The sequence below is a fragment of the Buttiauxella cochleicola genome, assembly GCF_021282435.1.
GTDB lineage: Bacteria > Pseudomonadota > Gammaproteobacteria > Enterobacterales > Enterobacteriaceae > Buttiauxella > Buttiauxella massiliensis.
On sequence record NZ_JAJSOT010000001.1, the window covers coordinates 1,187,257 to 1,207,780 of the forward strand.

The window sequence follows — 20,524 nt, forward strand, 5'->3', positions numbered from 1 at the left end:
CGCTATGCTTGATTTAGGCACGCATCAAAAACGTAAAATTCTGGTGGTCGATAGCAGTATTCAGGACGTTAACACCGCCAACGGGCGCGCAGTGGCAGAGCTTATCGAGGCGCTTGAAGAGAACAACTTTGCCGTGATTTCAGCGGCAACATTTGAAGATGGCATCGCAACGGTCACCTCCGATGCCTCACTGTGCTGCATTTTTGTTGACTGGACTTCCGGCGGCAATGACGACCAATCCCACAGCCAGGCTTTCGCGCTGTTGCAAACTATTCGCCGCCGCAATAAGAGTGTGCCGGTGCTGTTAATGGCCGAGCACTCTTGCGTCGATACATTAACGCTCGATTCAATGCGGCTGGTGAATGAGTTCGTCTGGATGCATGAAGATACTGCCGAATTTATTGCTGCCCGTGCACGTTCGCTGATCCAGCGCTATTACGAACAACTGCTCCCACCTTTCACCCGCGCACTGTTTAATTACACCCTGGAAAACCCGGAATATTCATGGGCGGCACCGGGACATCAGGGTGGTGTTGCCTTTACTAAATCGGCGGTGGGACGAGAGTTTCTCGATTTCTTCGGGGAGAACTTGTTCCGCACAGATACCGGTATTGAACGCGCAGCCATGGGTTCGCTGCTTGACCACAGCGGGCCAATTAAAGCCTCAGAAACTTACGCAGCCGAGGTGTTTGGCGCACATCAAAGCTATTCGGTGTTAAATGGCACCTCCGGTTCTAACCGCGCCATTATGCAGGCGGTTGTGGGCGAACTGGAGATTGCGCTGTGCGACCGCAATTGCCATAAGTCCATCGAACAAGGGTTAGTGATGACGGGGGCGCTGCCAGTCTATTTCGTGCCGACGCGCAACCGTTTTGGCATTATCGGGCCGATTCCGAAGCGCCAGTTCACGCCAGAAAGCATTCGTGCAGCCATTGATGCCAACCCACTCAAGCATGAAGTAGTGAGCGATAAACCCGTGTACGCCGTGGTAACTAACTGTACTTATGACGGTATGTGTTATCACGCCGAAGCGGCGCAGGAGTTGCTGGCGCAAAGCGTTGACCAGATTCACTTCGACGAAGCATGGTATGCCTACGCCCGCTTCAATCCGATGTACAAAGGTCGCTTTGCCATGCGTGGAGATCCGAAAGACTTCGACCGTAATGGGCCAACGGTTTTTGCTACTCACTCCACACACAAACTATTGGCAGCACTGTCGCAAGCCTCATACATCCATATTCGCAACGGCAAAAAGCCCGTCGAGCATTCACGGTTTAACGAATCATATATGCTGCAAGCCACCACTTCCCCGCTGTATGCGATTATCGCTTCCAACGAAATCGGTGCAGCGATGATGGATGGCGGCCAGGGTGAAGCACTGACCCAGGAAGTTATCGTTGAAGCGGTGGATTTCCGTCTTGCGCTGGCAAAAGTGCATGCCGCATTTGCCAAAAAAGGCGAGTGGTTCTTCTCGCCATGGAATGCGCCAACCATTACCGATGCATCCGGTGCTGAAGTGCCGTTTGTTCAAGCCTCACGTGAGCAACTCACCACCGATCCCGCCTGTTGGACACTCAAGCCTGGGGATAAATGGCATGGCTTTGAGCAACTGGAAGATGAGTGGTGTTTACTTGATCCGATCAAAGCAGGGATCCTTGCTCCCGGGATGGGAGATGATGGCAACTTACTTGAGTCAGGTATTCCGGCCGCGATGGTGACCGCCTACCTTGGCGAGCGTGGGATCGTTCCCTCGCGAACCACCGATTTTATGGTGCTGTGCCTGTTCTCAATCGGCGTAACAAAAGGCAAATGGGGCACGCTGATTAACGTGTTGCTGGAGTTTAAAGATGACTACGACAACAACACGCAACTCAAACGTTGCTTGCCCGACCTTATCAGTGCGGACGCCGCACGCTATGCGGGTATGGGGCTAAAAGATCTGTGCGATGAGATGTTTAACTACATGAAAACCAGCCAGATGGACAAACTGCAGGCAGAGGCGTTTGGCAATATTCCCGTGCCGGCAAAACGTCCGCGCATTGCCTTCCAACAACATATGGCAGGCAAAGCAGACCATTTACCTATCGACCAATTACCGAACCGGATTTCCGCCGTCGGTGTGATCCCTTATCCACCGGGCATTCCGATTGTGATGCCGGGCGAGAGTTTTGGTGACGCAGACGGGCCGTGGCTGAAATACATTCGCAGCATCGCGCAATGGGGCGAGAAATTCCCTGGTTTTGAGAAAGAACTGGAAGGAGCAGAGTTAATTGATGGGGTTTATCACATCTGGGCGCTTAAACAATAATTAGCTCTGGGGAAAAAATCTCGGGAAAAGGCTGTTCGCCGCAACACGCGATCAGCCGGTTCTCGACGCAAACATGATGAAGATATCGGTCTGGCGGGCAAAGTGACTCCAGCGGTAAATTGAGCTGATTCATTTGCCAGACCGTTCCTCCGCGCTGTTTAAGCACCGCCTCGTGCGCCGTCCACAAACGCCAGAACGCCACCATTTTTTCATCTTCAGGCAACGATTCCAGCCAATCACAAAGTGGCGCACCAAAACTATGCCGGGCAATCGCCATAAAACGCGCATGCGGGCGAATGAATTCAATATCGCAACCCACATCCCCTTCACCCACCAGCACCGCAACAGATGAACCTGTGTTACTGATATTGAAAGCAGGCAGTGCCGGATGAAACGGTTTGCCGTGAGCGCCCCGCTCCAGTTTAGGTAACGGGCCGTCATTGAGCAGCATCGCCAGCAAAATTCTGGCAGCCAGCCATTCTGCGCGGCGTAACCCCACAGGTGCTTCTTCCAGCAATTGAGGTGACAGCCAGCGTGTAGCGCCCGCTAAACACGCCGCATCGCCCACCGCCAGGTGATAGCCGTTTACCGCCAACGGCGCATCACCAGTGACGTGTTAATTCCACCAAAGGCAAAGTTATTGCTCTGCACAAACTCAGTGTCGATTTTACGCGCTTCACCCATGATGTAATCGAGCTCACCGCACGCCTCATCTGGCTCAGTCAAGTTGAGTGTTTCGGCAAACCAACCTTCACGCATCATCTCGATACTCATCCACGCTTCCAGCGCACCACAGGCACCGAGCGTATGGCCCAAATAACTTTTCAGTGAAGAGATGGGGGCATTGGCACCAAAAATTGCCGCCGTAGCGTGACTTTCCGCAATATCACCACGATCGGTTGCGGTGCCATGGGCGTTAATGTACCCAATGTCGCGAGCCTCAAGCCCTGCCGAAACCAGGCCGCGCTCGATACAGATTTGCATGGTTTCTTTCTGCGGCTGCGTGATATGTGCTGCATCACAATTGGTATGAAAACCGACAATCTCAGCATAGATCGTCGCGCCACGTGCCAGGGCATGATCGAGATCTTCAAGGATCAACGTCCCTGCACCTTCACCAATGACTAGCCCATCTCGTTGTTTATCAAACGGTGACGGTGTGCTCTTTGGCTGGTCGTTACGCTGGCTGGTGGCAAAAAGCGTATCAAATACTGCCGCTTCCGAAGGACATAACTCTTCAGCTCCCCCCGCAACCATTACTGTCTGGTAGCCATGGCGAATCGCTTCCCAGGCATAACCAATGGCCTGACTACCTGACGTACAAGCACTGGAGGTTGGGATCACCCGCCCACGCAAGCCAAAAAACAATCCGGTATTGACCGCTGCGGTATGCGGCATCATCTGCACATAGGTCGTGCCGGTAATATTGCGGGTATGTTTTTCAGTGAGCATGGTGGCGAACTCGCTCACCGGCCCGGTGCTACCGGTCGAAGAACCATAGGCAATGCCAGTTTCGCCACTGGTGAGAATAGGGTCGTCGAGCAAACCCGCCTGAATTAACGCAAGTTCCGTGGCCCTGGTCGCGAGCAGCGAAACGCGCCCCATCGCCCGAATACGCTTTCGCGTGTAGTGCTCCGGCAACGTAAAATTATCGACCGGCGCACCGAGCATGGTGTTCAGCCCATCGTAAATTTGCCACTCTGGCATATGACGGACCGCGTTTTTACCAGACTTCAAGCCCGCAGCCACATCCTGCCAGTGAGAGCCAAAAGCAGTCACGCCACCCATTCCAGTTACTACTACACGGCGAATCACAACATACCTCCATTGATGGAGATAACCTGGCGTGTGACATAACCTGCAACCGGTGACATTAAATAGCGCGCAAGTCCTGCCACTTCTTCAGGCTGGCCCATGCGTTGCAGCGGAATCATGCGCATCGCCTCACTTAGCGCCGCCTCTTCCATTTCAACCATGCCGGTATCAATCAAGCCCGGTGCGATACAGTTAACGGTGATTTTGCGTTTCGCCAATTCTATAGCCAGCGCTTTAGTGGCGCCGATAATGCCCGCTTTTGCAGCGCTATAGTTCACCTGACCACGGTTGCCCATCAGGCCAGAAACCGACGAGAGCGTAATGATTCGCCCGCCTTTGCGCAGGCCAATCATCGGCATGACGCAGGGTTGAATTACATTATAAAAACTGTCGAGATTGGTACGAATAACACCATCCCAATCATCATCACTGAGTGCAGGAAATGCGCCATCGCGAGTCATACCCGCATTATTGACCACTCCCCAATACGCACCGTGAGTTTCGATATCAGCCTCGAGGACGTTGCGACATTGGCTACGGTCTGAGCTATCAAACTGCATCAGCCGCCCTTTTCCACCCTGAGCCGTAATTTGCTCAAGCGTATGCTGGGCACCCGCTTCGTCACGATGGTAATGCACCACTACTGCAAATCCGTCGGCGGCAAGCCCCAGAGCAATCGCCTTGCCAATCCCCTTGCTGGCGCCGGTTACTAATACCGTCTGTGTCATCTTGCTATCTCATCAAAATAATTGTTTTAATTCATTATTATCAGGCTGATATGTATTAACTCGCCCGCTCGCTAGTACGTTGCCGTCCGCGAGAATTTGTCCTTCAAAACTACCAATCTTTTCATCACGCATCAGCAGCGTGACGTGGCATTCCAGTAACGCACCTTGTGGGAAAACGCCAGCCGGGCAGCGTATTCCACGCCCACCCAGCAGCATTCCAACCAGGCTTTCTTCTTCACCGTTTTTTTTCGCATGCCAGCCTGACCACACGCCGACCGTCTGGGCAATCAATTCGATAGCAAACCAGCCCGGTAAATTGCCTTCCCCATCAAGAAAAGGTGCAAGCACACCGAGGTTGCTCACCGTTACCTGACAATGCGCACTTTCTTGTTCCACCGCCACTACCGATTCGAGCAAGCACATTGGTGCTTCGTGCGGTAAGTAGTGTTGTGGGGCAAGAAAATCAGTCATGAGAAACTCCAAAAATCAGGCAAGCATTATTGCCGCCAAAAGCAAATGAGTTCGATAGCATTATCGGTTTGAGGAATGGTTGTGGCGCGGTGAGTAGACCACAGGGCGCAAGGCTCATGTCTTGATGCGCGTCAGTGAAATCTTGCGCAGGCAGCAGTAAGTCGCGCGCTAACAGCAAATAACAGAGCACCGCTTCACAAGCCCCTGCGGCACCTAATGTGTGCCCGGTCAGATGCTTAGTAGAGCTTGAAGGCACGCTTTCACCAAAAAGTTGATTCACCACTTTGGCCTCGATTTCGTCATTCAGACGCGTGGCAGTGCCGTGCATATTAATATAGCCAATATCATGCGCCCCGATTCTGGCCTCACGCAGCGCCATTTCAATTGCGCGAATTGCCCCGGTTCCTTCCGGGTGTGGAGCTGACATATGCCAGGCATCAGACGACTCACCCACTCCCAGTAAACAGACTTTCCCCGGCTCTTTGGTGAGTAAAATCAAGGCGCCAGCCTCACCAATGGTAATGCCGTTGCGCTCGGCGCTAAACGGCTTGCAGCGCACGTTACTTAATGACTCCAGACTATTGAAACCGTTGATAGGCATCCGGCTGAGGGTATCTGCGCCACCCACAATCGCAGCATCCACCATTCCCGACTCAATCAGCCTTTTACCGGTAATCATTGCTCGCGCGCTGGAAGAACAGGCGGTTGAAATGGTCAACGCCGGGCCAAACAGTTGCAAATAGTCGCTCAGAAAACGTGAGGGATCGCCAAGCTCTTGCTGGCCATAATAATAAGAAGCGGGCGGAGAACCTTCGTGGCTGCCGCTGACCATACGGTCACCTTCATCAAGCCCGGAAGTACTGGTCCCTAACACGACTGCCACGCGCTCGTTTCCGTATCGTGCAATGGCGTCATCCACCTGCGAGCGAATTTGTACCAGAGCAGCCAATAACAGACGGTTATTTCGGCTATTGTACTGCGCCATTTCTGGCGCTATTTCTGGTAATTCGCCACAAACACGCCCTACCCAACATTCTCCCTGCTGCAACCAGCCATCGGTATCTGGCCCCATACCTGGTGCAGTATTGGCCTGCAAATTTGCTGCGATTTCGTCAAGGTTGTTGCCCAGGGCGTTGACCATTCCGGCAGCAGATAGAGTAATCATAATTAGCTGTCCAGATGCTGAATACTGATGACATAACCGAAACGATGGTGGTGCACACTCACCGGCTGTCGACTACCGTTACGCATCAGATAATGAATTGTCTCAATCAACGCCCCCTGGTCATCGCGCAGTTCGCGGCGGGAATCGACATCTTTTAATGTCCAGCCTTTAGGTAACTGCGGCTGCCAGGCGCTTATCGGCCAGTAGCTCAACATAATATCGGCAAGAACCTGACTTGCTGGAGGCAATTCTGGCAACGTCATTGACTGCTCGGTTTTCACGCCCTGACTGTCATACGTCAGGCGGAATAAACGAATCCCTAATGGCGACAAACCAGCCAGCATGATTTTCTGCTGGTCGGCATTGAGCAACACCATCAATGATTGGGTTTTGCCTTTGACTTGCGCAGTCAGCAATTGTTGTTGGGTAATTGACGGCGTAATCCCAGGCGGGGGCAACGTCACTAAAGTGCCGGCTTTTAACCAGGCCTGCGGCCTTGAGGTATCTGGTTTTGTTGTGCTGCACGCACTCAATAATAAGGAGCCAAGCAACAATGCCAGTGTAGGTAGTATTTTCATTATTCTCTCTTTCCCTGAGTAGGTAGGGCTAAGGGGGCAGTCAGGAATGCACAGAAGATGCCGCAACTGAGCACAATGCCAAAGCTTGCGATAGCTTGAGTCTGGCTAAAGACCAGCATGCCTAATGTGAAGAGTGTGGTCAGCAATGCCACACTTATTGCCAGAAGCGACGTCAACGGGGTGCCGCGTGGGTTACTAAAGAACAGCGTGTAATTAATGCCAATCCCGAGGACTAGCACCAGCGCCAATAGCGAGAACAGGTTTAATGTATGTCCACTGAAGGCAAGTGCTGCAAGCCCACAACCCAGCGATAACAGCGAAGGTACCACACTTAATAACCCGCGTTTTACACCGAGTCGCAGCACATAGCTGATGGCAATCGCCACAACAGCCGCTGCCAGTAAAATAGTCAACAAACTACGGAAGTGGCTGAATAATTCGTTAAACATCACTTTTCTGTCGACCCAACTTACCCCAGGTAACTTTGCCGCAATATTGGCAAGAAATTCACTATTGTGAACACCATTTACCGGCACCAGCGCACCGCTTTTACCGTCCGGCAACGATAACCACAACAAGCGCCATCCGCTACTGATCACGCTCTTTTGCCAAAGATCCGGGGTCACTGCCATCTGCTGTAAATTGGGCGCTGTCACCGGAATGCCGCTTTCGGCAAGGCGTTTTTGCAAAATGGGTGCGGCTTCGCGCAGCAGAAGCAAATCCGCCTGTTGCTGCTCAAGAGAGGCTAACGGAATCAGGCGGTAGCTATCGATAGCTTTTTGCTTTTTAGCCTCTGCAAGTTCAGGAGCCAGTTTTTCCAGGCGTTGCAGCGTTTGCTCGGCGGTGTCGCCATAAACCACAAACCATTTCTGATCCATGCCCTGCCCGGTCAAAGCGGTAATGGCCTGCTCTTCACGTACCAGATCCTGCGGCAATGCCTGGAAACTGGCGATATCGTCATTGATTTTTAAGGATGCCATTCCCGCAAGGCTAACCACCAGCAACGCAAACGGCACGCCAACGCGCACCGCTTTTTGGTTTTGCCATGCCTCAAGCCAGGCAGTAAGTAACCGGCCACAAGGCACAGCCCTAACCGGCAAGCCGCGCACCGCAAACGGGTACCAGCAAACCACCGTCAGGCAGGAAGCAATTAAACCACTGGCGGCAAAAACGGCGAGTTGGCGAATACCGGGGAACGGCGCGAGGATCATAATCAGGTAGGCAATAGCGGTTGTTGCCAGCGCCAGCAGTAAAGCAGGAAGCACTTTGCGTAAACTCGCGATGGGTGAGTTTTCACGGCCATGCACCATTCGTTCGGTAAGGTAATAGAGCGTGTAATCGGCCGAAACACCAACGATGCTCATGCTCATAACAAGCGTCATCAGGTGCAGTTCACCAAAGCAAAGTAGTGTGATAGCGGTGCCTGCCAGTGCTCCAATCGCAACCGATGTGACACACAATAGTAAAGGCCGAACTGAGCGAAACACCGCAAGCACCAGTAGCAACACGCCAATCACCGTCGCCAGGCCAAGCGTTGAAACATCATGCTTTGCCTGTTGGCTTGCGTAATCACTGTAGAACAGCGTGCCACGCGACATCACTTCAGCCTGCGGGAAGTGCTGTTTCAGGTTTTGTTGCAAGGCTTGCAGTTGCTCAACCGCTTTGCGCCCCTGCTGCATATCAAACGATGAACCTTTCAGCTCACCATGCAGCAAATACCAGTAACGCCCCTGTTTATCACGTGCCACCAGCCAGCCGTTCATCAATCGCATCTGACTGGCCGTTTGTTGCAGCGCCAGTTGAGACCCACGCACCAGCATCAGCGGATCGTTTTTCAGCTCTTTACCACTGACCCCAGAAAACGCCGAGTACAGTTGCGACAACACCCACTGAGCCTGCACTTCGCCACCATTTTGCAAACGACCGCGAGTTTGGTTATCAACCAGGCCATTGCGATGCTCGAAGTAGAATTTCCCCCACTCCTGCTGGCCTTTTGCATCCATTGGCCCCTGCACACCCGCAAGGAATGGCTGCTGTTGCAGTTGCGTTTGCCACCATTGGGCCGCGGCTGAGTCTGGTTGATTGCCGGGGCTGACCATCCACATCATTTGCCTGTCGAGACGTTGCAGAAAACCGTTCTCGATTTGTGGTGGGACTTTACCTAGGCTGCTGGCGGGCAACAGGGACAGCACGCTGCTGTCGAGCCGCGCCTTTGGCAACAAAGTTGCGAGCAACACCACCAGCACAGTGACTATCACAAGCCAGCCCCATGCCAGACGACGATGCATATTAGAAAGCGAAGCGCTGCTGCTCTTCATGAGTCAATTTTCGTGGGTTTAGTCGGTGGTCGCTAAAGGTGATTTCCGTAAAATCGCCCTGCAAATCATTCAGTGCAATGCGATTAAGGTATTTATCGCCTTCCAGGGTAATCGTACTAAACAGCTTATCGAGCGGCGTCGTAGTTGGCGTTAAGACCAGTTGCCATTTGCCATTGCCCTGGTCGGTAAAGGCGCTGGAAAAGTTTTCATCAAGCACTTTACGGTCGGCCTGGAATAGAGCGCGTAGCAAATGATTGAACTGGAACATTTGCGGGTTGCTATCTGCGGTAATGATTTGCGGGGCCTGACTGCCCATGACCTGCACCATGTGGCTATCATCAAGCACCAGCGTCATCGGGAATGGGTGTTGTTGCTGCCACCACAAGCCTTTGCTTTTAGCGATCAACACTTCACCGCTGGAATGCAGCGGTTGCGCCATTCCGCTAATTTGACGGTCTTGCTGGAATTTTGCCCGCACCACCGGCTGCGATGCAAAGCTACGTTGCACGTCATCGAGGGTAATTGCGTTCGCCATAAAGCTGATACACAGCAAAGCCATTAAAATAATCTTATTCATGACTCAAGCCCATGCGTTCAAAAAGTATCTGAGGGGAGACGAAACAAAGTTCTCCGCTTGTTGCCTCAACGGCAACCTGGATGGTGTAACCCGATGTAGCGCGTTTGCCCGTTTGGGCATCAACAATTTCATAGCCGATTTTTAGGCGGTTTTCATACTCGAGTACCGTTGCGCGCACCAGAATCTGTTGTTCAAATTTCACCGTATCACGGTATTTAACTCGAGTGTCGACAACCGGCCAGACAAAACCAGACTCACTCATGGCACGATAGCCATAATCAAATTGGTTGAGCAATGCTTCGCGCGCCACCTCAAAGTAGCGGAAATAGTTGCCATGCCACACAACGCCCATCGCATCGACATCATGGAATGGGACTTTGATGCTGACCTCCACAGTAAAACGTGGGTCATTTAACATCCGGACTCCTTTTCTGGAGGTAATTGCCAGAAATCATAAAAATTAAACCAATCGAGCGGCGAACGCAGTGCATAACACTCCAGACGACGCGCGTAATTATCAATATGTTCTTGTAGTGCTTGTTGCCGAGTTGCACGTGGCAACACCAAAGGATCGGCAAAATTCTCAGCATGAATACGCAGTTTGCCTTGTTCACGCAAAACCATCATCAAAATGACGGGGCATCGTAATGCGGCGGCAAGAATAAACGGCCCTTGCGGGAAAGGGGCCTGGTTGCCCATAAACTGGCTCCAGCATACGCGCCGCTCACCACCACGTTGCGTGTTAACGGCAACCCGATCACCGACGATCGCAACCCACTCTCCGGCATCGAGTTTTTCTTGTAAAAGCATGGCAGTTTCCGGGCCAATATGGCTAACCGGCAGCAGATTCACACCGGCCTGTGGAGCAATTTCTTCAATAATCTGACGAAAGCGTTGGGCGTTATCGGTGAAGACGAGCGCATTAATCACAAGCCCAGCCTCAACCTGAGCCAATGCGCGGCTGGCTTCGATATCACCCAGATGTGCGGCGAGGATTAACTTCCCCTGCCCTGCCTGCGGTTGTAAAACTTCACGGCTACCGGGGGCAAACTCGATATCACGCCCCCAGAGAATGTCACCGCGCCAGGCAGCAATTTTGTTAAGCATTGCATCGCCAAAGCGTAAGAAGTGGCGATAGCTGTTTAACCCTGTGGGCAGTGTGACGCCCAGGCATTGTGCCTGTTGACGAACCTGAGCCAACCACTGCTGTGATGCCTTACGCTGCGTGCCGCCGGTTAACCACATCCACGCCACCACCGGATAGAGCAATGCGTTAAATGCACGCCGCCCCAGACGTTGGTAGATATTCAACATTAAGCGCATTCCCGCCAGCCCCTTACGTTCTGGCACTTGCGCCCAATGAGTGCTCTTTCGACGACGCGAGAGTAATGCCGGAACGCGCGGTAACATGCCGAAGAAGAGTCGCGTATGCATCCACGAGATGCGCAGGTTGTCGCGAAGTGCGTCAAAGTGCGACAGGCCATCTGCCGGATAAATCACTCGCGTGCGCAAAAAATGGCTGTCGGTGCCAGCCCAATATAAACGCACCATAATTTCGGTATCGAAATCCATGCGTTTACCTGGGGAATGTTTCGCAATAACCGCAAGCGTTGCCGCTAACGGATAAACACGGAACCCACACATGCTGTCTTTTAACGACAGTGACAGAGTCTCAATCCATACCCAAATGTGCGTGACATAGCGCCCGTAAAGACGCGATTTTGGAACAGAATCATCGTACTCCGGCATTCCAGAAATCAGGCAGCCAGGATGCTTGCGCGCTTCATCTAAAAAACGTGGCACATCTTCAATGCAGTGCTGCCCGTCAGCATCAAGTTGAATAGCATGGCTAAACCCTGCCTGTGACGCCGCTTTAAGGCCGGTAATGACTGCCTCCCCTTTTCCCCGATTGGTTTCCAAATGGATAAGGGTGACTCCGGTTAACTGCGCCAGTTCCTGCTTTGTTGCAGCATCACTACCGTCATCAACAATAATCACCGGCAGTGCAAAAGGTTGCAGACGTTTCAGCACCACCGCCATTGTCGCGCCGTGGTTATAACATGGGATCACCACACAAGGGCGAAAAGCCGTGGTCGTTACGGACATAGCTTAATTTTCCCGCTGCTGGCAGCAACACCACCCTCTTCGTTTAACAGGGTGTAAATGAAACTCAACACACAGCGCGTAGCATCCCATTGCAGATTCAGCTCAAGTTCGCTGCCCGGCACAATAGGGCGTTGGAATTTAACGCTATCAATCGAACAAAAGCGCATTCCCGGTGCAAGTGTCGCTCCATAAGCCATCACCCAATCGAGCTGCGCCACGCCAGGTAATAACGGTTGAGTGGGAAAATGGCCAGCGAACCAGCCTACCGTTGCCGGAACAGCTAAACGTAGGCACAGTTTTCCTGCTTCGGGTTGCGAGCGCTGTAACTCAACGGGTTTCATCAAATAACTCCTGTAATTGCACCCATGAACGCTTGCCTTGGCTATTGTGCGGAATAAGCTCGACGACACGCCAATAACGCGGAATGGCTATTGGCTCAAGCCAGGCGCGGAGTGCTTCACGCCAGAGTTGTTTATTAGCCGTTTGTTCACAAGCAACCACCACCGCCCCCAGCGCAATTCGGTTACCGCGCATAATGGGAACGACAGCGGCATCCTCAATACCGGGGAGCGCCAGTAATCGGCGTTCGATTTCACTCAGTGAGATACGCTTTTCTTCGATTTTTATAATGCGATCGCGGCGACCTAATAAGCGAAAACTTCCCTGCGGGCTAAATTCGAGAATATCGTCTAACTGCACGCATCGGTGATGAATCAATGCTGACTCAATCTGCCAGCCATCACTCTGCGGGGTAAAACGCACTTGCGGGAAGGGCTGCCATTCAGGCGAGATTTGCGAATGTTGCCGCCACGCCAGCACACCCGTTTCGGTGGTGCCATAAATTTCTGATACCGGTGTTTTAAGCCACGCTCGTGCATTTTGCGCGGTATCGTCATCGAGTTTCCCGGCGGCGGAAATCACGCTTTTAAAAGTTGGAGCCGCGAGGTTCGCATCGAGGCGTTTTAAAAATGCCGGGCTGCTGATAAACAATAAAGGATGGTTTGAATACGCCACCAGTTGCTCAGGGAAGTGAATCATTGCAGCATCACTGGCAAGACCAAGGGCCATTGGCAGCATCACACGGAAAGTAAAACCATAGAGATGCTGGTGTGACACCGAGCCCACCACGCGACAATCACGTAGCTTTTCGCCCCACAATGCCGCAAGCCAGGCAATCTCTTCATCCAACGCCTGTAGCGTTTTGAAGATTTGCGCAGGTTCACCAGTAGAGCCCGAGGTAAATAGCACCACACCCGCATCGACATGAACCAGTTCGAAGGATTGGACTGCCGTATACGCCAGAGTTTGCGGGTTTATCACCGGGCAGTTAAGGTTGAGCGGCACATCGCTAATGACGCCGCAAAAATGCATTTGCTGTTCGCGAAGCTGTGCTTCCCGGCAATGCCCAGGGATCACTGGGGTTTTACCCGCATGCAGTGTCGCCAAAAGCGCGGTAATAAAGGCGTAGCTGTTATCAAGACAAAGCGCCCAGCGATCGCCCGGCTGTGTTTTTAGCCAGCCATAAATACGCTGAACATCAGCGATTAAATCGGCCTGGGTCCAAAGATGCGCCCCTTCAAACGCCACAACATGTTGCGGATGGCGACCGCTTAGCCACAGCTTTAGTGATAAAGGATTATTCATAGCGACGTTTCACCCGCTGCCTCACCAACCATTCACCGGCAAATAACGCCCCCATCAGCAGGTAGCTCGCCATTCCATTCCACAATGTCCACCAGTGGATGTTACCCGCAAGGCAGGTGAATAGTGCCATGCTGCCATTCAGGATAAAGAAAATGCACCACACTTGCGTCACGCGACGGGTATATCGCACACCCGCAGCCGGTAGATCCCCTTCACGCCAACGAGCCAGGCGTTCAATTAAAGACTGGCTACTCCACAGTGAGGCACCAAATAGTGCCAGCATCACCACATTGACCACCACCGGATACCACAGCAACAGCTGTGCTTCACGCATCCAAATACTGGCAATAGATAACACCGCCCCCACAATGGCCAGCCCTTTGAACGCACGGCTCAATGCACCCGTTTTGCCACGTAATGCGCACAAACGCAGCACAAAGCACAACGCCAGAATAGGCAGCAAAATGTGTAATTTTGGATATGAAAGGGCTAACCAGACGGCAAAGGGCCAACCTATTACGGCTAGCCCTCCGACAATACTTAGCGCACGTTTTGCCAGCACGCTTTAAGACCCGCTATGCAAACGCTCAACCGCGTCTACGACATCCTGTACGGTACGAACCGTTTTAAAATCTTCCGGTTTGATTTTTTTACCGGTGCGTTTTTGCAGATGCACAACCATATCTACCGCATCGATACTATCGAGATCCAAATCTTCGTAGAGACGAGATTGCGGGGTGATTTGCTCAGGAGAGAGTTCAAATAACTTAACCAGTAACCCGGTGACTTCCTGATAAATATCTTCTTTATTCATAGCGTACTCGTGGTTTCAATCAGGCGCTGTGCGCAGGGTTTTGACTATTAATAAATGCGGCCAGATTCGCGACCGAGTAAAAATGTTCACGCATCGTTTCGTTTTCTGCGGATAACACCACACCATAACGTTTTTTAACCGCCAGACCCAATTCCAGAGCATCGATGGAATCAAGGCCAAGACCGTCGTTACCAAATAACGCAGCCCCACTTTCAATCTCATCGACACTTATCTCTTCGAGATTCAGGGTGTCGATAATGAGTTGTTTAATATCGGTCTCTAGAGATTGCATATCACCATCCGAGTCTTAGAGTCTATCTGAGTAGACTTTTAAAAAGGGTCAGGAACCAATTCCTGACTTAAATATTGGCTAAGACGGCGCGCCGCAATCGTCGGGGCATCGTCTTGGTTTGCCATAAAGCTTTGGCTGTCGACCCGCTGTTTAACACTCACGGTAATCATCGGCTTGCGCTGAGGTATCTGGTACCAGCGGCTGCGTTTGTCCAGATAACGCTGGTCACAGTGAATATGCACCAGACGCAATTCACATCTACAACGCAAAGCAATATTCGCAGCACCTCGCTGGATAACCAGCGGTTCACCCGGGCGGGTACGCGTCCCTTCAGGGAAAATCAGTATCGCCTCCCCTGCCGTTATGCGTTTCTGGCTTTCAGGAAGTAATGTTTCGCCCTGACTATTAACCAGATAGTCAGCGGCTTTAATCACGCCACGAAAACAGGGATTGTTCACAAGGCTTGCTTTCACCAGGCAACCAATATGCGGCGCCTGAGAAGCAATAAACACGTAATCGAGCAGCGTCGGGTGGTTTGCGACTATCAAACATCCATGATCGTTTGCTAATTGCGCACAATTTTCGAAGCGATAATCAAACACGCCAAGCAGGCGTCCGATGCGTAAAAATAGCCGGAAACTGGCGGAGATGCTACGGCGAGCAATCTCACGGCGTTTGCCATTATCGCGAACAAACAGTAACAGCAAGTTAAACCATACCAGTGACAACGCCAGGCCACCGCTACCAAACAGAATGAACAACCAACCGGTCATCAGCACGCGCCAGCACCACTCTAAGCGCCCCCACATTAATGACGACTCCAACGCCAGCACAGGCGTTCACCAATAAGGGTAAAGGTCTGCTCGTCACTGAGCCAGCCGTGCAAAAATGCCAGCCCCTGCGGTAAACCTTGCGCACCAGGGGTTTGGCTCGGTGTTGTATCACACTGGATCTGCGAGCCAGCTTCCAGCAACAAGGCCACCGCAAATGGCATGCTGACCGTCTCATCTGGAAGATGAGAGTGATAAAACTCAGGAATCAGCCCATCGAAATCCACCAGCATCACGCGTTGATACCCGGAGTGATGCAGCGATGCCACTTCAATTAATGCCTGCGCAAAGCTGTCAAAACCCGCAGAAACAGAGGACGAAACCAATGCTTGTTGGGCGGCAATCGTGGTATTGCCTACCGCTGAATTGTGTACTGACATCGCAAAATCAGTTGGTGAGAGACTTTCTTCGCACGCTAATGCGGTTAAAATCCGAAAGTTTCGCTCCAGCTCACCATGGCGGCTGGAAAAAACCAACGCATCAACATTTTGTCGGGACAAAATAGCAAGGGCACAATCAACAGCAAGCCTGCTACCTGATGCCAGACGGCGCGCAGTCATCATAGGTAGATGGCGACTTTTGGCAATCGGGGATGAAATATCAATAATCGCTGCGGTTTTCCCCCATGCCTGCCAGTCATCATGTTCAGATAAACCTGGTGCACTGGCCTGCCAGTCGACAATGTTAAACGCTAACTTCATGCTCTGTACCATCAATCATCTGCGACGTCCCGTCAGATATATATCTTCGAATTTATGCCGACTATAAAATAAGTCTTAATTTTACGGGATTTTTCTTAAGCCGCTTATATTTTGCGCGTGTTGAATTCATCAACGGCGGGGAATAGTAACAAAAATGACTGGGAAATAAATATTCATACATCAATTCCAACGGCCTGCTAATCACAGGCCGCGGATTCTAACGGTATGTGACTTCCAGCACTGCCAGTTGGTGTTGCGCGTCAATGTAGCGCATTTTGGTAGAAAACGGAGCATCGCCACCAGCCGTATAATTATTCAGCTTATTGAGTGCAATGGTCTGAACAACTGGCTTTCCGTTTTGGGTACAGGAAAATTTAACTGACTGTGCCTGAGGTGATTGCGATAAACGACAACCATCTTCTACTACTGCCCCCTGAAAATGAATCACACCACCACTGGCATGAGCATTAAGTAAAGGGAAAGCAAGAACAAAAATAGGCAAAAGCAATGAACGTCTCAAGCTTACTGTTTTCACGCTACGGACTCCTCAACTGAAGTGGTATGAGGGTTATCGGCACAAAACGGTGAACGCTACAGTTAAAACCTGGTATATAGAAGAAATAAAATCTACATAATCGCAACATTTATTAAACATTGCCCGGCGGAGCCCACTCTTTTTCCAGATGAATATCTTTTCCATCCGACACGGTTACCGTAATGGTCACATTATCTCCAGGAGAGATATTCATGCTCATCCGCGTTAACCTGGCAGGTTCATTCGCTTTTATAAAAATATTCCCGCTTTGGGTGCTGTTGCTTTGCCCTCCTGAGCCGGAACGTAGCGCGGTGAATTTGTAGGAACACTGGCAGTCCTGAGTAAGCGTAGCGACAGGTACGATGGTGTACATATCTCCCTGCTGCTGGGTATCGAAAGCAAGCTGATTACTTAGCGCGACTAATAAAAGTAATGTGTGCATAGTTTCCCCCAATAAAAAGAACAGGGCATAAAGGCCCTGTTCTTTTTTGTCTGGATTAGCAGTTAGTGCTGATAGACATTGGCCTGGTTACCCCAGCCAGACTGAGTTACAGCTGCCGAAGCGCCAGTTGTAGCTTGTGTCACATTGGCACCGTTAAAGTTGCCGTATTGTTGGACATTCAATTCGGCACGAGTACTTGCCTGAACAAGATTAGCCTGGTTATTATTACCGCTTTGCAGTAGATCAAGGCTGCTGGATTTTGAACTTTGGTTAACGTTAGCGCCGTTAAAATTACCAAGTTGAGTCACAGTCAGACCTTGATTGGTGTCGCCATAATTGCCATGACCACCACTACTACCATGTCCGCCCTGATAGATTTGACCAGCCAGTGCACTTCCCGAAACCACCAATGCTGCTGCGATTGCTGCTACTTTAATAAAGTTCATGGTGAAACTCCCATCGGATTGATAATTTAAGCCCAAATAGCTAGTGTATTATCTTTGGACAACACGGACTGCCATTTGTGACCTTACTTGCACTACAACTGCGGTATAACCAGTACCCGTTTGGATAATATTTGCTTTATTACCAGAACCTATCTGTTTAATTAAAGCAGTATTACCCGAAGTTGTTTGCTCAATATTCGCATCGTTAGCACTGCCAACTTGTGAAATATAAGCAAGATTATAACTCCCTGATTGTTCAACATTAGCTCTGTTAGAAGAACCTGTCTGAGAGACCAGTGCTAATTGCTTGCTTCCATTCTGGTCAACGTTGACATTATTATAATTGCCAGCCTGACCAATAATTGCTGCCTGATTTAGCGATGACCTACTTAATTCGTTCATCGCAAAGTTATATTCTGATCTGGCAAGATCGGGATTATTTGCAAGAACATAACCAGGCGTTCCCAACAATGCTAACATCACAAGTAACGATCTGTTCTTCATGTTGTCACCCTGGGTCTAAATACTTCTACTAATAACACTTGCCGTAAACGTTGAGAAGAAATGTTATCTCTGCGTTACGAAAATGAGTATGTCCGTCGAAACATTTAAAATATCTCACCCGCATGTTGTATTTTTATATTTCCACTCATTACAAAGTATTAGTGGAGTAAAAAAAACCAAATACAACAAAGGGTTCAAAAACGATTATTTTAATTCGCGTATGTTTTTTAAATTCATCACATTTATCAAGCATGGATTTGCCGTCTGGTTGAATTTAAAGACTGCTATTTGGCAATTTTTAGTGTGTCCATGTCACGGTGATGAGTTTTCTTAAGACAGCTAACAACTGCGAATGTAATGCCAACAATTTACATGTGTTAAGTTGAAAAACGCATAAGGATAAAAATAAATAATCAATACAAATCAATGATATATACTTATTTGTATGATTTTTAAAACTATGCAACTTATAATTTATGTACAACTTTAGTGCTAAAACTAAATAGAAAAAATCTCCACCTGCAACATTTTAATATCTACAGTTACATCCTGTAACAGCTTTAACACTTGCTTTAAGATTAGTAACCGCTAGATTGAAATCAGCAGTAACATTTTGTTTAACACATTAAGTCAGGTCGTAACTTAACGATATTTGACAGTGTTATATTAATTTCAAACACAGCAGTGCAGCACCTATCAGTACTTCTGGTGAATTAACTTTCTGTTAATTCAGCTGATTGATGCGCAAACTCGGACGGAGTTTCATCATGTTTAATGAAGCCCATACAATAAATAGTCAGGCGTTAAGTGCTCAAAGTTTATTGTTGATCACAAAACCCTCGCTACAAGCTACTGCGTTATTACAGCATTTAAAATCCTCACTCTCTATAAATGGGAAACTTCATAATATTCAACGCTCTCTTGAAGAGGTCGCTGGAAATGTTGTGGTGCTTTTCGATATGGTCGAGGCCGATAAAAAGCTGATTAACTATTGGCAAGATAACTTAAGTCGTAAACATAACAGCATTAAGTTGTTGTTATTAAACACTCCTGAAGAGTATCAATTCCGTGACATAGAAAATTGGCCACATATTAATGGTGTGTTTTATATGTCAGAGGAAGAACCGCGTGTGGTAGAGGGTATCCGTGGTGTAATGGATGGAGAATGCTACTTCTCGCAAAAGTTAGCCAGCTATCTTATTAATCACTCAGGGAATTATCGTTTCAATAATGTTGAGTCCTCCCTTCTGACTCACCGTGAAAAGGAAATACTTAATAAATTGCGTATTGGTGCCTCGAATATCGAAATCGCTCAGTCGCTATTTATAAGTGAAAATACGGTAAAAACGCATCTCTATAACCTTTTCAAAAAGATATCCGTAAAAAATCGCACTCAGGCGGTTTCCTGGGCAAACGATAATCTCAGGCGATAAGGCGATGAAATTACAAGCTGCTTTACTGCTGGCGTCAGTATTAGTCTGCGCCTCCGGGGGCGCTCGCGCCGTAGAAGTGGAAGTTCCCGGATTGTTGACGGATCACACCGTTTCATCTGTAGGGCATGAGTTTTATCGTGCCTTTAGTGACAAGTGGGAAAGCAGTTTTACCGGAAACTTAACCATAAATGAGCGGCCCAGTGCCCGTTGGGGAAGCTGGATAACCATTACTGTTGATCAGGATGTCATCTATCAGGCTTTTTTATTCCCCTCAAAACGTGATTTTGACCGAAATGTCACTATTGCATTAATCCAGACTGATGAAGCAATTAAACGCCGGCAAATTGATAAAACATTATTGAGTACCGGTGATTTAACCAGCGACGAATTTTAGGAGGCTGTCATGCGTATCACTCATGCAGTTTTATCTTTACTGCTGATATCCCCTTTATCCTGGGGAGGAAATATGACTTTTCAGTTTATAAACCCTAATTTTGGTGGTAACCCAAATAATGGGTCCTTTTTACTTAATGAGGCACAGGCTCAGAATTCCTATAAAGACCCTAGCTCAAGTGATTTTGGTTATACCGCGCCTTCTGCACTGGATAGTTTTACTTCCGCAATTCAGTCGCAGCTGCTCGGTGGGTTATTGACCAATATAAATACCGGTAAACCAGGCCGGATGGTCACAAACGACTTTATCGTAGACATTGCTAACGTTGATGGTCAGTTACGACTTAGCGTCACTGACCGTAAAACTGGCCAGATTTCCATAATTGATGTCTCAGGATTACAAAACAACGCTACTAATTTTTAG

Annotated in this window: 25 protein-coding genes; 4 read left to right on the forward strand and 21 right to left on the reverse strand. The window is 49.8% G+C overall.

The genetic code is table 11. The features are described from left to right. The first annotated feature begins 4 nt into the window (after positions 1 to 4). Positions 5 to 2,308, forward strand: a complete 2,304-nt coding sequence (locus tag LVQ77_RS05455; protein WP_232903877.1) for an Orn/Lys/Arg family decarboxylase — start codon at positions 5 to 7, stop codon at positions 2,306 to 2,308. Here LVQ77_RS05455 and LVQ77_RS05460 read toward each other — a convergent pair. The 21 genes from LVQ77_RS05460 to csgB form a co-directional block, all read right to left on the reverse strand. Continuing rightward, the gene (locus LVQ77_RS05460; RefSeq protein ID WP_232903878.1) at positions 2,298 to 2,903 is read right to left on the reverse strand and encodes a 4'-phosphopantetheinyl transferase superfamily protein; all 606 of its coding nucleotides are present in this window, start codon (positions 2,901 to 2,903) and stop codon (positions 2,298 to 2,300) included. The two genes, LVQ77_RS05455 and LVQ77_RS05460, sit on opposite strands and share 11 nt — an antisense overlap. Beyond that, positions 2,894 to 4,123, reverse strand: a complete 1,230-nt coding sequence (locus LVQ77_RS05465; protein WP_232903879.1) for a beta-ketoacyl-ACP synthase — start codon at positions 4,121 to 4,123, stop codon at positions 2,894 to 2,896. Before LVQ77_RS05465 ends, LVQ77_RS05460 begins: the two co-directional genes overlap by 10 nt. Then, complete coding sequence (locus LVQ77_RS05470; protein ID WP_232865562.1) at positions 4,120 to 4,851, reverse strand: 3-ketoacyl-ACP reductase FabG2; 732 nt, start codon at positions 4,849 to 4,851, stop codon at positions 4,120 to 4,122. Before LVQ77_RS05470 ends, LVQ77_RS05465 begins: the two co-directional genes overlap by 4 nt. 12 nt (positions 4,852 to 4,863) lie before the next feature. After that, on the reverse strand, positions 4,864 to 5,322 hold the full coding sequence (locus LVQ77_RS05475; RefSeq protein ID WP_232903880.1) for a hotdog family protein: 459 nt from the start codon (positions 5,320 to 5,322) through the stop codon (positions 4,864 to 4,866). Continuing rightward, a complete protein-coding gene (locus LVQ77_RS05480; protein WP_232903881.1) occupies positions 5,315 to 6,487 on the reverse strand; it encodes a beta-ketoacyl-[acyl-carrier-protein] synthase family protein in 1,173 nt (390 codons plus the stop codon). Before LVQ77_RS05480 ends, LVQ77_RS05475 begins: the two co-directional genes overlap by 8 nt. A 2-nt stretch (positions 6,488 to 6,489) precedes the next feature. Then, positions 6,490 to 7,065: a DUF3261 domain-containing protein gene (locus tag LVQ77_RS05485; RefSeq protein WP_232903882.1), complete on the reverse strand. Its 576-nt coding sequence runs from the start codon at positions 7,063 to 7,065 to the stop codon at positions 6,490 to 6,492. After that, the gene (locus LVQ77_RS05490) at positions 7,065 to 9,383 is read right to left on the reverse strand and encodes an MMPL family transporter (RefSeq protein WP_232903883.1); all 2,319 of its coding nucleotides are present in this window, start codon (positions 9,381 to 9,383) and stop codon (positions 7,065 to 7,067) included. The genes LVQ77_RS05485 and LVQ77_RS05490 overlap by 1 nt, the downstream gene beginning before the upstream one ends. Continuing rightward, positions 9,355 to 9,960, reverse strand: a complete 606-nt coding sequence (locus LVQ77_RS05495; protein ID WP_064517799.1) for an outer membrane lipoprotein carrier protein LolA — start codon at positions 9,958 to 9,960, stop codon at positions 9,355 to 9,357. The genes LVQ77_RS05490 and LVQ77_RS05495 overlap by 29 nt, the downstream gene beginning before the upstream one ends. Beyond that, on the reverse strand, positions 9,953 to 10,378 hold the full coding sequence (locus LVQ77_RS05500) for an acyl-CoA thioesterase (protein ID WP_064517797.1): 426 nt from the start codon (positions 10,376 to 10,378) through the stop codon (positions 9,953 to 9,955). The genes LVQ77_RS05495 and LVQ77_RS05500 overlap by 8 nt, the downstream gene beginning before the upstream one ends. Then, the gene (locus tag LVQ77_RS05505) at positions 10,372 to 12,066 is read right to left on the reverse strand and encodes a glycosyltransferase family 2 protein (protein ID WP_232903884.1); all 1,695 of its coding nucleotides are present in this window, start codon (positions 12,064 to 12,066) and stop codon (positions 10,372 to 10,374) included. The genes LVQ77_RS05500 and LVQ77_RS05505 overlap by 7 nt, the downstream gene beginning before the upstream one ends. Further along, positions 12,057 to 12,407, reverse strand: a complete 351-nt coding sequence (locus tag LVQ77_RS05510) for an ApeI family dehydratase (protein WP_232903885.1) — start codon at positions 12,405 to 12,407, stop codon at positions 12,057 to 12,059. The genes LVQ77_RS05505 and LVQ77_RS05510 overlap by 10 nt, the downstream gene beginning before the upstream one ends. Then, positions 12,394 to 13,710 (reverse strand): AMP-binding protein, encoded by a 1,317-nt coding sequence (locus tag LVQ77_RS05515; RefSeq protein WP_232903886.1) that lies wholly within the window; start codon positions 13,708 to 13,710, stop codon positions 12,394 to 12,396. Before LVQ77_RS05515 ends, LVQ77_RS05510 begins: the two co-directional genes overlap by 14 nt. Beyond that, positions 13,703 to 14,272: a COG4648 family protein gene (locus LVQ77_RS05520; RefSeq protein WP_232903887.1), complete on the reverse strand. Its 570-nt coding sequence runs from the start codon at positions 14,270 to 14,272 to the stop codon at positions 13,703 to 13,705. The genes LVQ77_RS05515 and LVQ77_RS05520 overlap by 8 nt, the downstream gene beginning before the upstream one ends. A gap of 3 nt (positions 14,273 to 14,275) precedes the next feature. Beyond that, positions 14,276 to 14,524: an acyl carrier protein gene (locus tag LVQ77_RS05525; RefSeq protein ID WP_064517788.1), complete on the reverse strand. Its 249-nt coding sequence runs from the start codon at positions 14,522 to 14,524 to the stop codon at positions 14,276 to 14,278. 19 nt (positions 14,525 to 14,543) lie between these two features. After that, on the reverse strand, positions 14,544 to 14,816 hold the full coding sequence (locus LVQ77_RS05530; protein WP_232903888.1) for a phosphopantetheine-binding protein: 273 nt from the start codon (positions 14,814 to 14,816) through the stop codon (positions 14,544 to 14,546). A gap of 38 nt (positions 14,817 to 14,854) precedes the next feature. After that, positions 14,855 to 15,625, reverse strand: a complete 771-nt coding sequence (locus tag LVQ77_RS05535) for a lysophospholipid acyltransferase family protein (protein WP_232903889.1) — start codon at positions 15,623 to 15,625, stop codon at positions 14,855 to 14,857. Beyond that, positions 15,625 to 16,347, reverse strand: a complete 723-nt coding sequence (locus tag LVQ77_RS05540) for a beta-ketoacyl synthase chain length factor (RefSeq protein ID WP_232903890.1) — start codon at positions 16,345 to 16,347, stop codon at positions 15,625 to 15,627. The genes LVQ77_RS05535 and LVQ77_RS05540 overlap by 1 nt, the downstream gene beginning before the upstream one ends. A gap of 217 nt (positions 16,348 to 16,564) precedes the next feature. Further along, positions 16,565 to 16,882 carry a YmdA family protein gene (locus LVQ77_RS05545; RefSeq protein WP_232903891.1) on the reverse strand — a complete coding sequence of 106 codons (318 nt, stop codon included), beginning with the start codon at positions 16,880 to 16,882 and terminating at the stop codon, positions 16,565 to 16,567. 112 nt (positions 16,883 to 16,994) lie between these two features. Next, the gene (gene csgC / locus LVQ77_RS05550; protein ID WP_154149409.1) at positions 16,995 to 17,324 is read right to left on the reverse strand and encodes a curli assembly chaperone CsgC; all 330 of its coding nucleotides are present in this window, start codon (positions 17,322 to 17,324) and stop codon (positions 16,995 to 16,997) included. Positions 17,325 to 17,386: 62 nt separating this feature from the next. Beyond that, a complete protein-coding gene (locus LVQ77_RS05555; protein ID WP_232865573.1) occupies positions 17,387 to 17,770 on the reverse strand; it encodes a curlin in 384 nt (127 codons plus the stop codon). A gap of 48 nt (positions 17,771 to 17,818) precedes the next feature. Continuing rightward, positions 17,819 to 18,274 (reverse strand): curli minor subunit CsgB, encoded by a 456-nt coding sequence (gene csgB, locus LVQ77_RS05560; protein WP_232865574.1) that lies wholly within the window; start codon positions 18,272 to 18,274, stop codon positions 17,819 to 17,821. Between the two features lie 767 nt (positions 18,275 to 19,041). Between csgB and csgD the strand changes: the two genes are divergently transcribed. From csgD to csgF, 3 genes are read left to right on the forward strand one after another with little or no spacing between them, the layout of a single operon-like run. Continuing rightward, on the forward strand, positions 19,042 to 19,707 hold the full coding sequence (gene csgD / locus LVQ77_RS05565) for a biofilm master transcriptional regulator CsgD (protein WP_232865575.1): 666 nt from the start codon (positions 19,042 to 19,044) through the stop codon (positions 19,705 to 19,707). 4 nt (positions 19,708 to 19,711) lie between these two features. Next, a complete protein-coding gene (gene csgE, locus LVQ77_RS05570) occupies positions 19,712 to 20,101 on the forward strand; it encodes a curli production assembly/transport protein CsgE (protein WP_154149417.1) in 390 nt (129 codons plus the stop codon). A 9-nt stretch (positions 20,102 to 20,110) separates the two neighbouring features. Further along, entirely contained in the window at positions 20,111 to 20,524 is a 414-nt protein-coding gene (gene csgF / locus LVQ77_RS05575; protein WP_154149419.1) for a curli production assembly/transport protein CsgF, read from the forward strand.

What these genes read in the sequence shown, in the direction of transcription:
- LVQ77_RS05505 (WP_232903884.1), bottom strand. Translation starts at nt 12,066, where the DNA reads ATGTCCGTAACGACCACGGCTTTTCGCCCTTGTGTGGTGATCCCATGT.
- LVQ77_RS05455 (WP_232903877.1), top strand. Translation starts at nt 5, where the DNA reads ATGCTTGATTTAGGCACGCATCAAAAACGTAAAATTCTGGTGGTCGAT.
- csgF (WP_154149419.1), top strand. Translation starts at nt 20,111, where the DNA reads ATGCGTATCACTCATGCAGTTTTATCTTTACTGCTGATATCCCCTTTA.
- csgB (WP_232865574.1), bottom strand. Translation starts at nt 18,274, where the DNA reads ATGAAGAACAGATCGTTACTTGTGATGTTAGCATTGTTGGGAACGCCT.
- LVQ77_RS05510 (WP_232903885.1), bottom strand. Translation starts at nt 12,407, where the DNA reads ATGAAACCCGTTGAGTTACAGCGCTCGCAACCCGAAGCAGGAAAACTG.
- LVQ77_RS05470 (WP_232865562.1), bottom strand. Translation starts at nt 4,851, where the DNA reads ATGACACAGACGGTATTAGTAACCGGCGCCAGCAAGGGGATTGGCAAG.
- LVQ77_RS05480 (WP_232903881.1), bottom strand. Translation starts at nt 6,487, where the DNA reads ATGATTACTCTATCTGCTGCCGGAATGGTCAACGCCCTGGGCAACAAC.
- csgE (WP_154149417.1), top strand. Translation starts at nt 19,712, where the DNA reads ATGAAATTACAAGCTGCTTTACTGCTGGCGTCAGTATTAGTCTGCGCC.
- LVQ77_RS05500 (WP_064517797.1), bottom strand. Translation starts at nt 10,378, where the DNA reads ATGTTAAATGACCCACGTTTTACTGTGGAGGTCAGCATCAAAGTCCCA.
- csgD (WP_232865575.1), top strand. Translation starts at nt 19,042, where the DNA reads ATGTTTAATGAAGCCCATACAATAAATAGTCAGGCGTTAAGTGCTCAA.
- LVQ77_RS05485 (WP_232903882.1), bottom strand. Translation starts at nt 7,065, where the DNA reads ATGAAAATACTACCTACACTGGCATTGTTGCTTGGCTCCTTATTATTG.
- LVQ77_RS05540 (WP_232903890.1), bottom strand. Translation starts at nt 16,347, where the DNA reads ATGAAGTTAGCGTTTAACATTGTCGACTGGCAGGCCAGTGCACCAGGT.
- csgC (WP_154149409.1), bottom strand. Translation starts at nt 17,324, where the DNA reads ATGCACACATTACTTTTATTAGTCGCGCTAAGTAATCAGCTTGCTTTC.
- LVQ77_RS05475 (WP_232903880.1), bottom strand. Translation starts at nt 5,322, where the DNA reads ATGACTGATTTTCTTGCCCCACAACACTACTTACCGCACGAAGCACCA.
- LVQ77_RS05535 (WP_232903889.1), bottom strand. Translation starts at nt 15,625, where the DNA reads ATGTGGGGGCGCTTAGAGTGGTGCTGGCGCGTGCTGATGACCGGTTGG.
- LVQ77_RS05515 (WP_232903886.1), bottom strand. Translation starts at nt 13,710, where the DNA reads ATGAATAATCCTTTATCACTAAAGCTGTGGCTAAGCGGTCGCCATCCG.
- LVQ77_RS05490 (WP_232903883.1), bottom strand. Translation starts at nt 9,383, where the DNA reads ATGAAGAGCAGCAGCGCTTCGCTTTCTAATATGCATCGTCGTCTGGCA.
- LVQ77_RS05525 (WP_064517788.1), bottom strand. Translation starts at nt 14,524, where the DNA reads ATGAATAAAGAAGATATTTATCAGGAAGTCACCGGGTTACTGGTTAAG.
- LVQ77_RS05555 (WP_232865573.1), bottom strand. Translation starts at nt 17,770, where the DNA reads ATGAACTTTATTAAAGTAGCAGCAATCGCAGCAGCATTGGTGGTTTCG.
- LVQ77_RS05530 (WP_232903888.1), bottom strand. Translation starts at nt 14,816, where the DNA reads ATGCAATCTCTAGAGACCGATATTAAACAACTCATTATCGACACCCTG.
- LVQ77_RS05495 (WP_064517799.1), bottom strand. Translation starts at nt 9,960, where the DNA reads ATGAATAAGATTATTTTAATGGCTTTGCTGTGTATCAGCTTTATGGCG.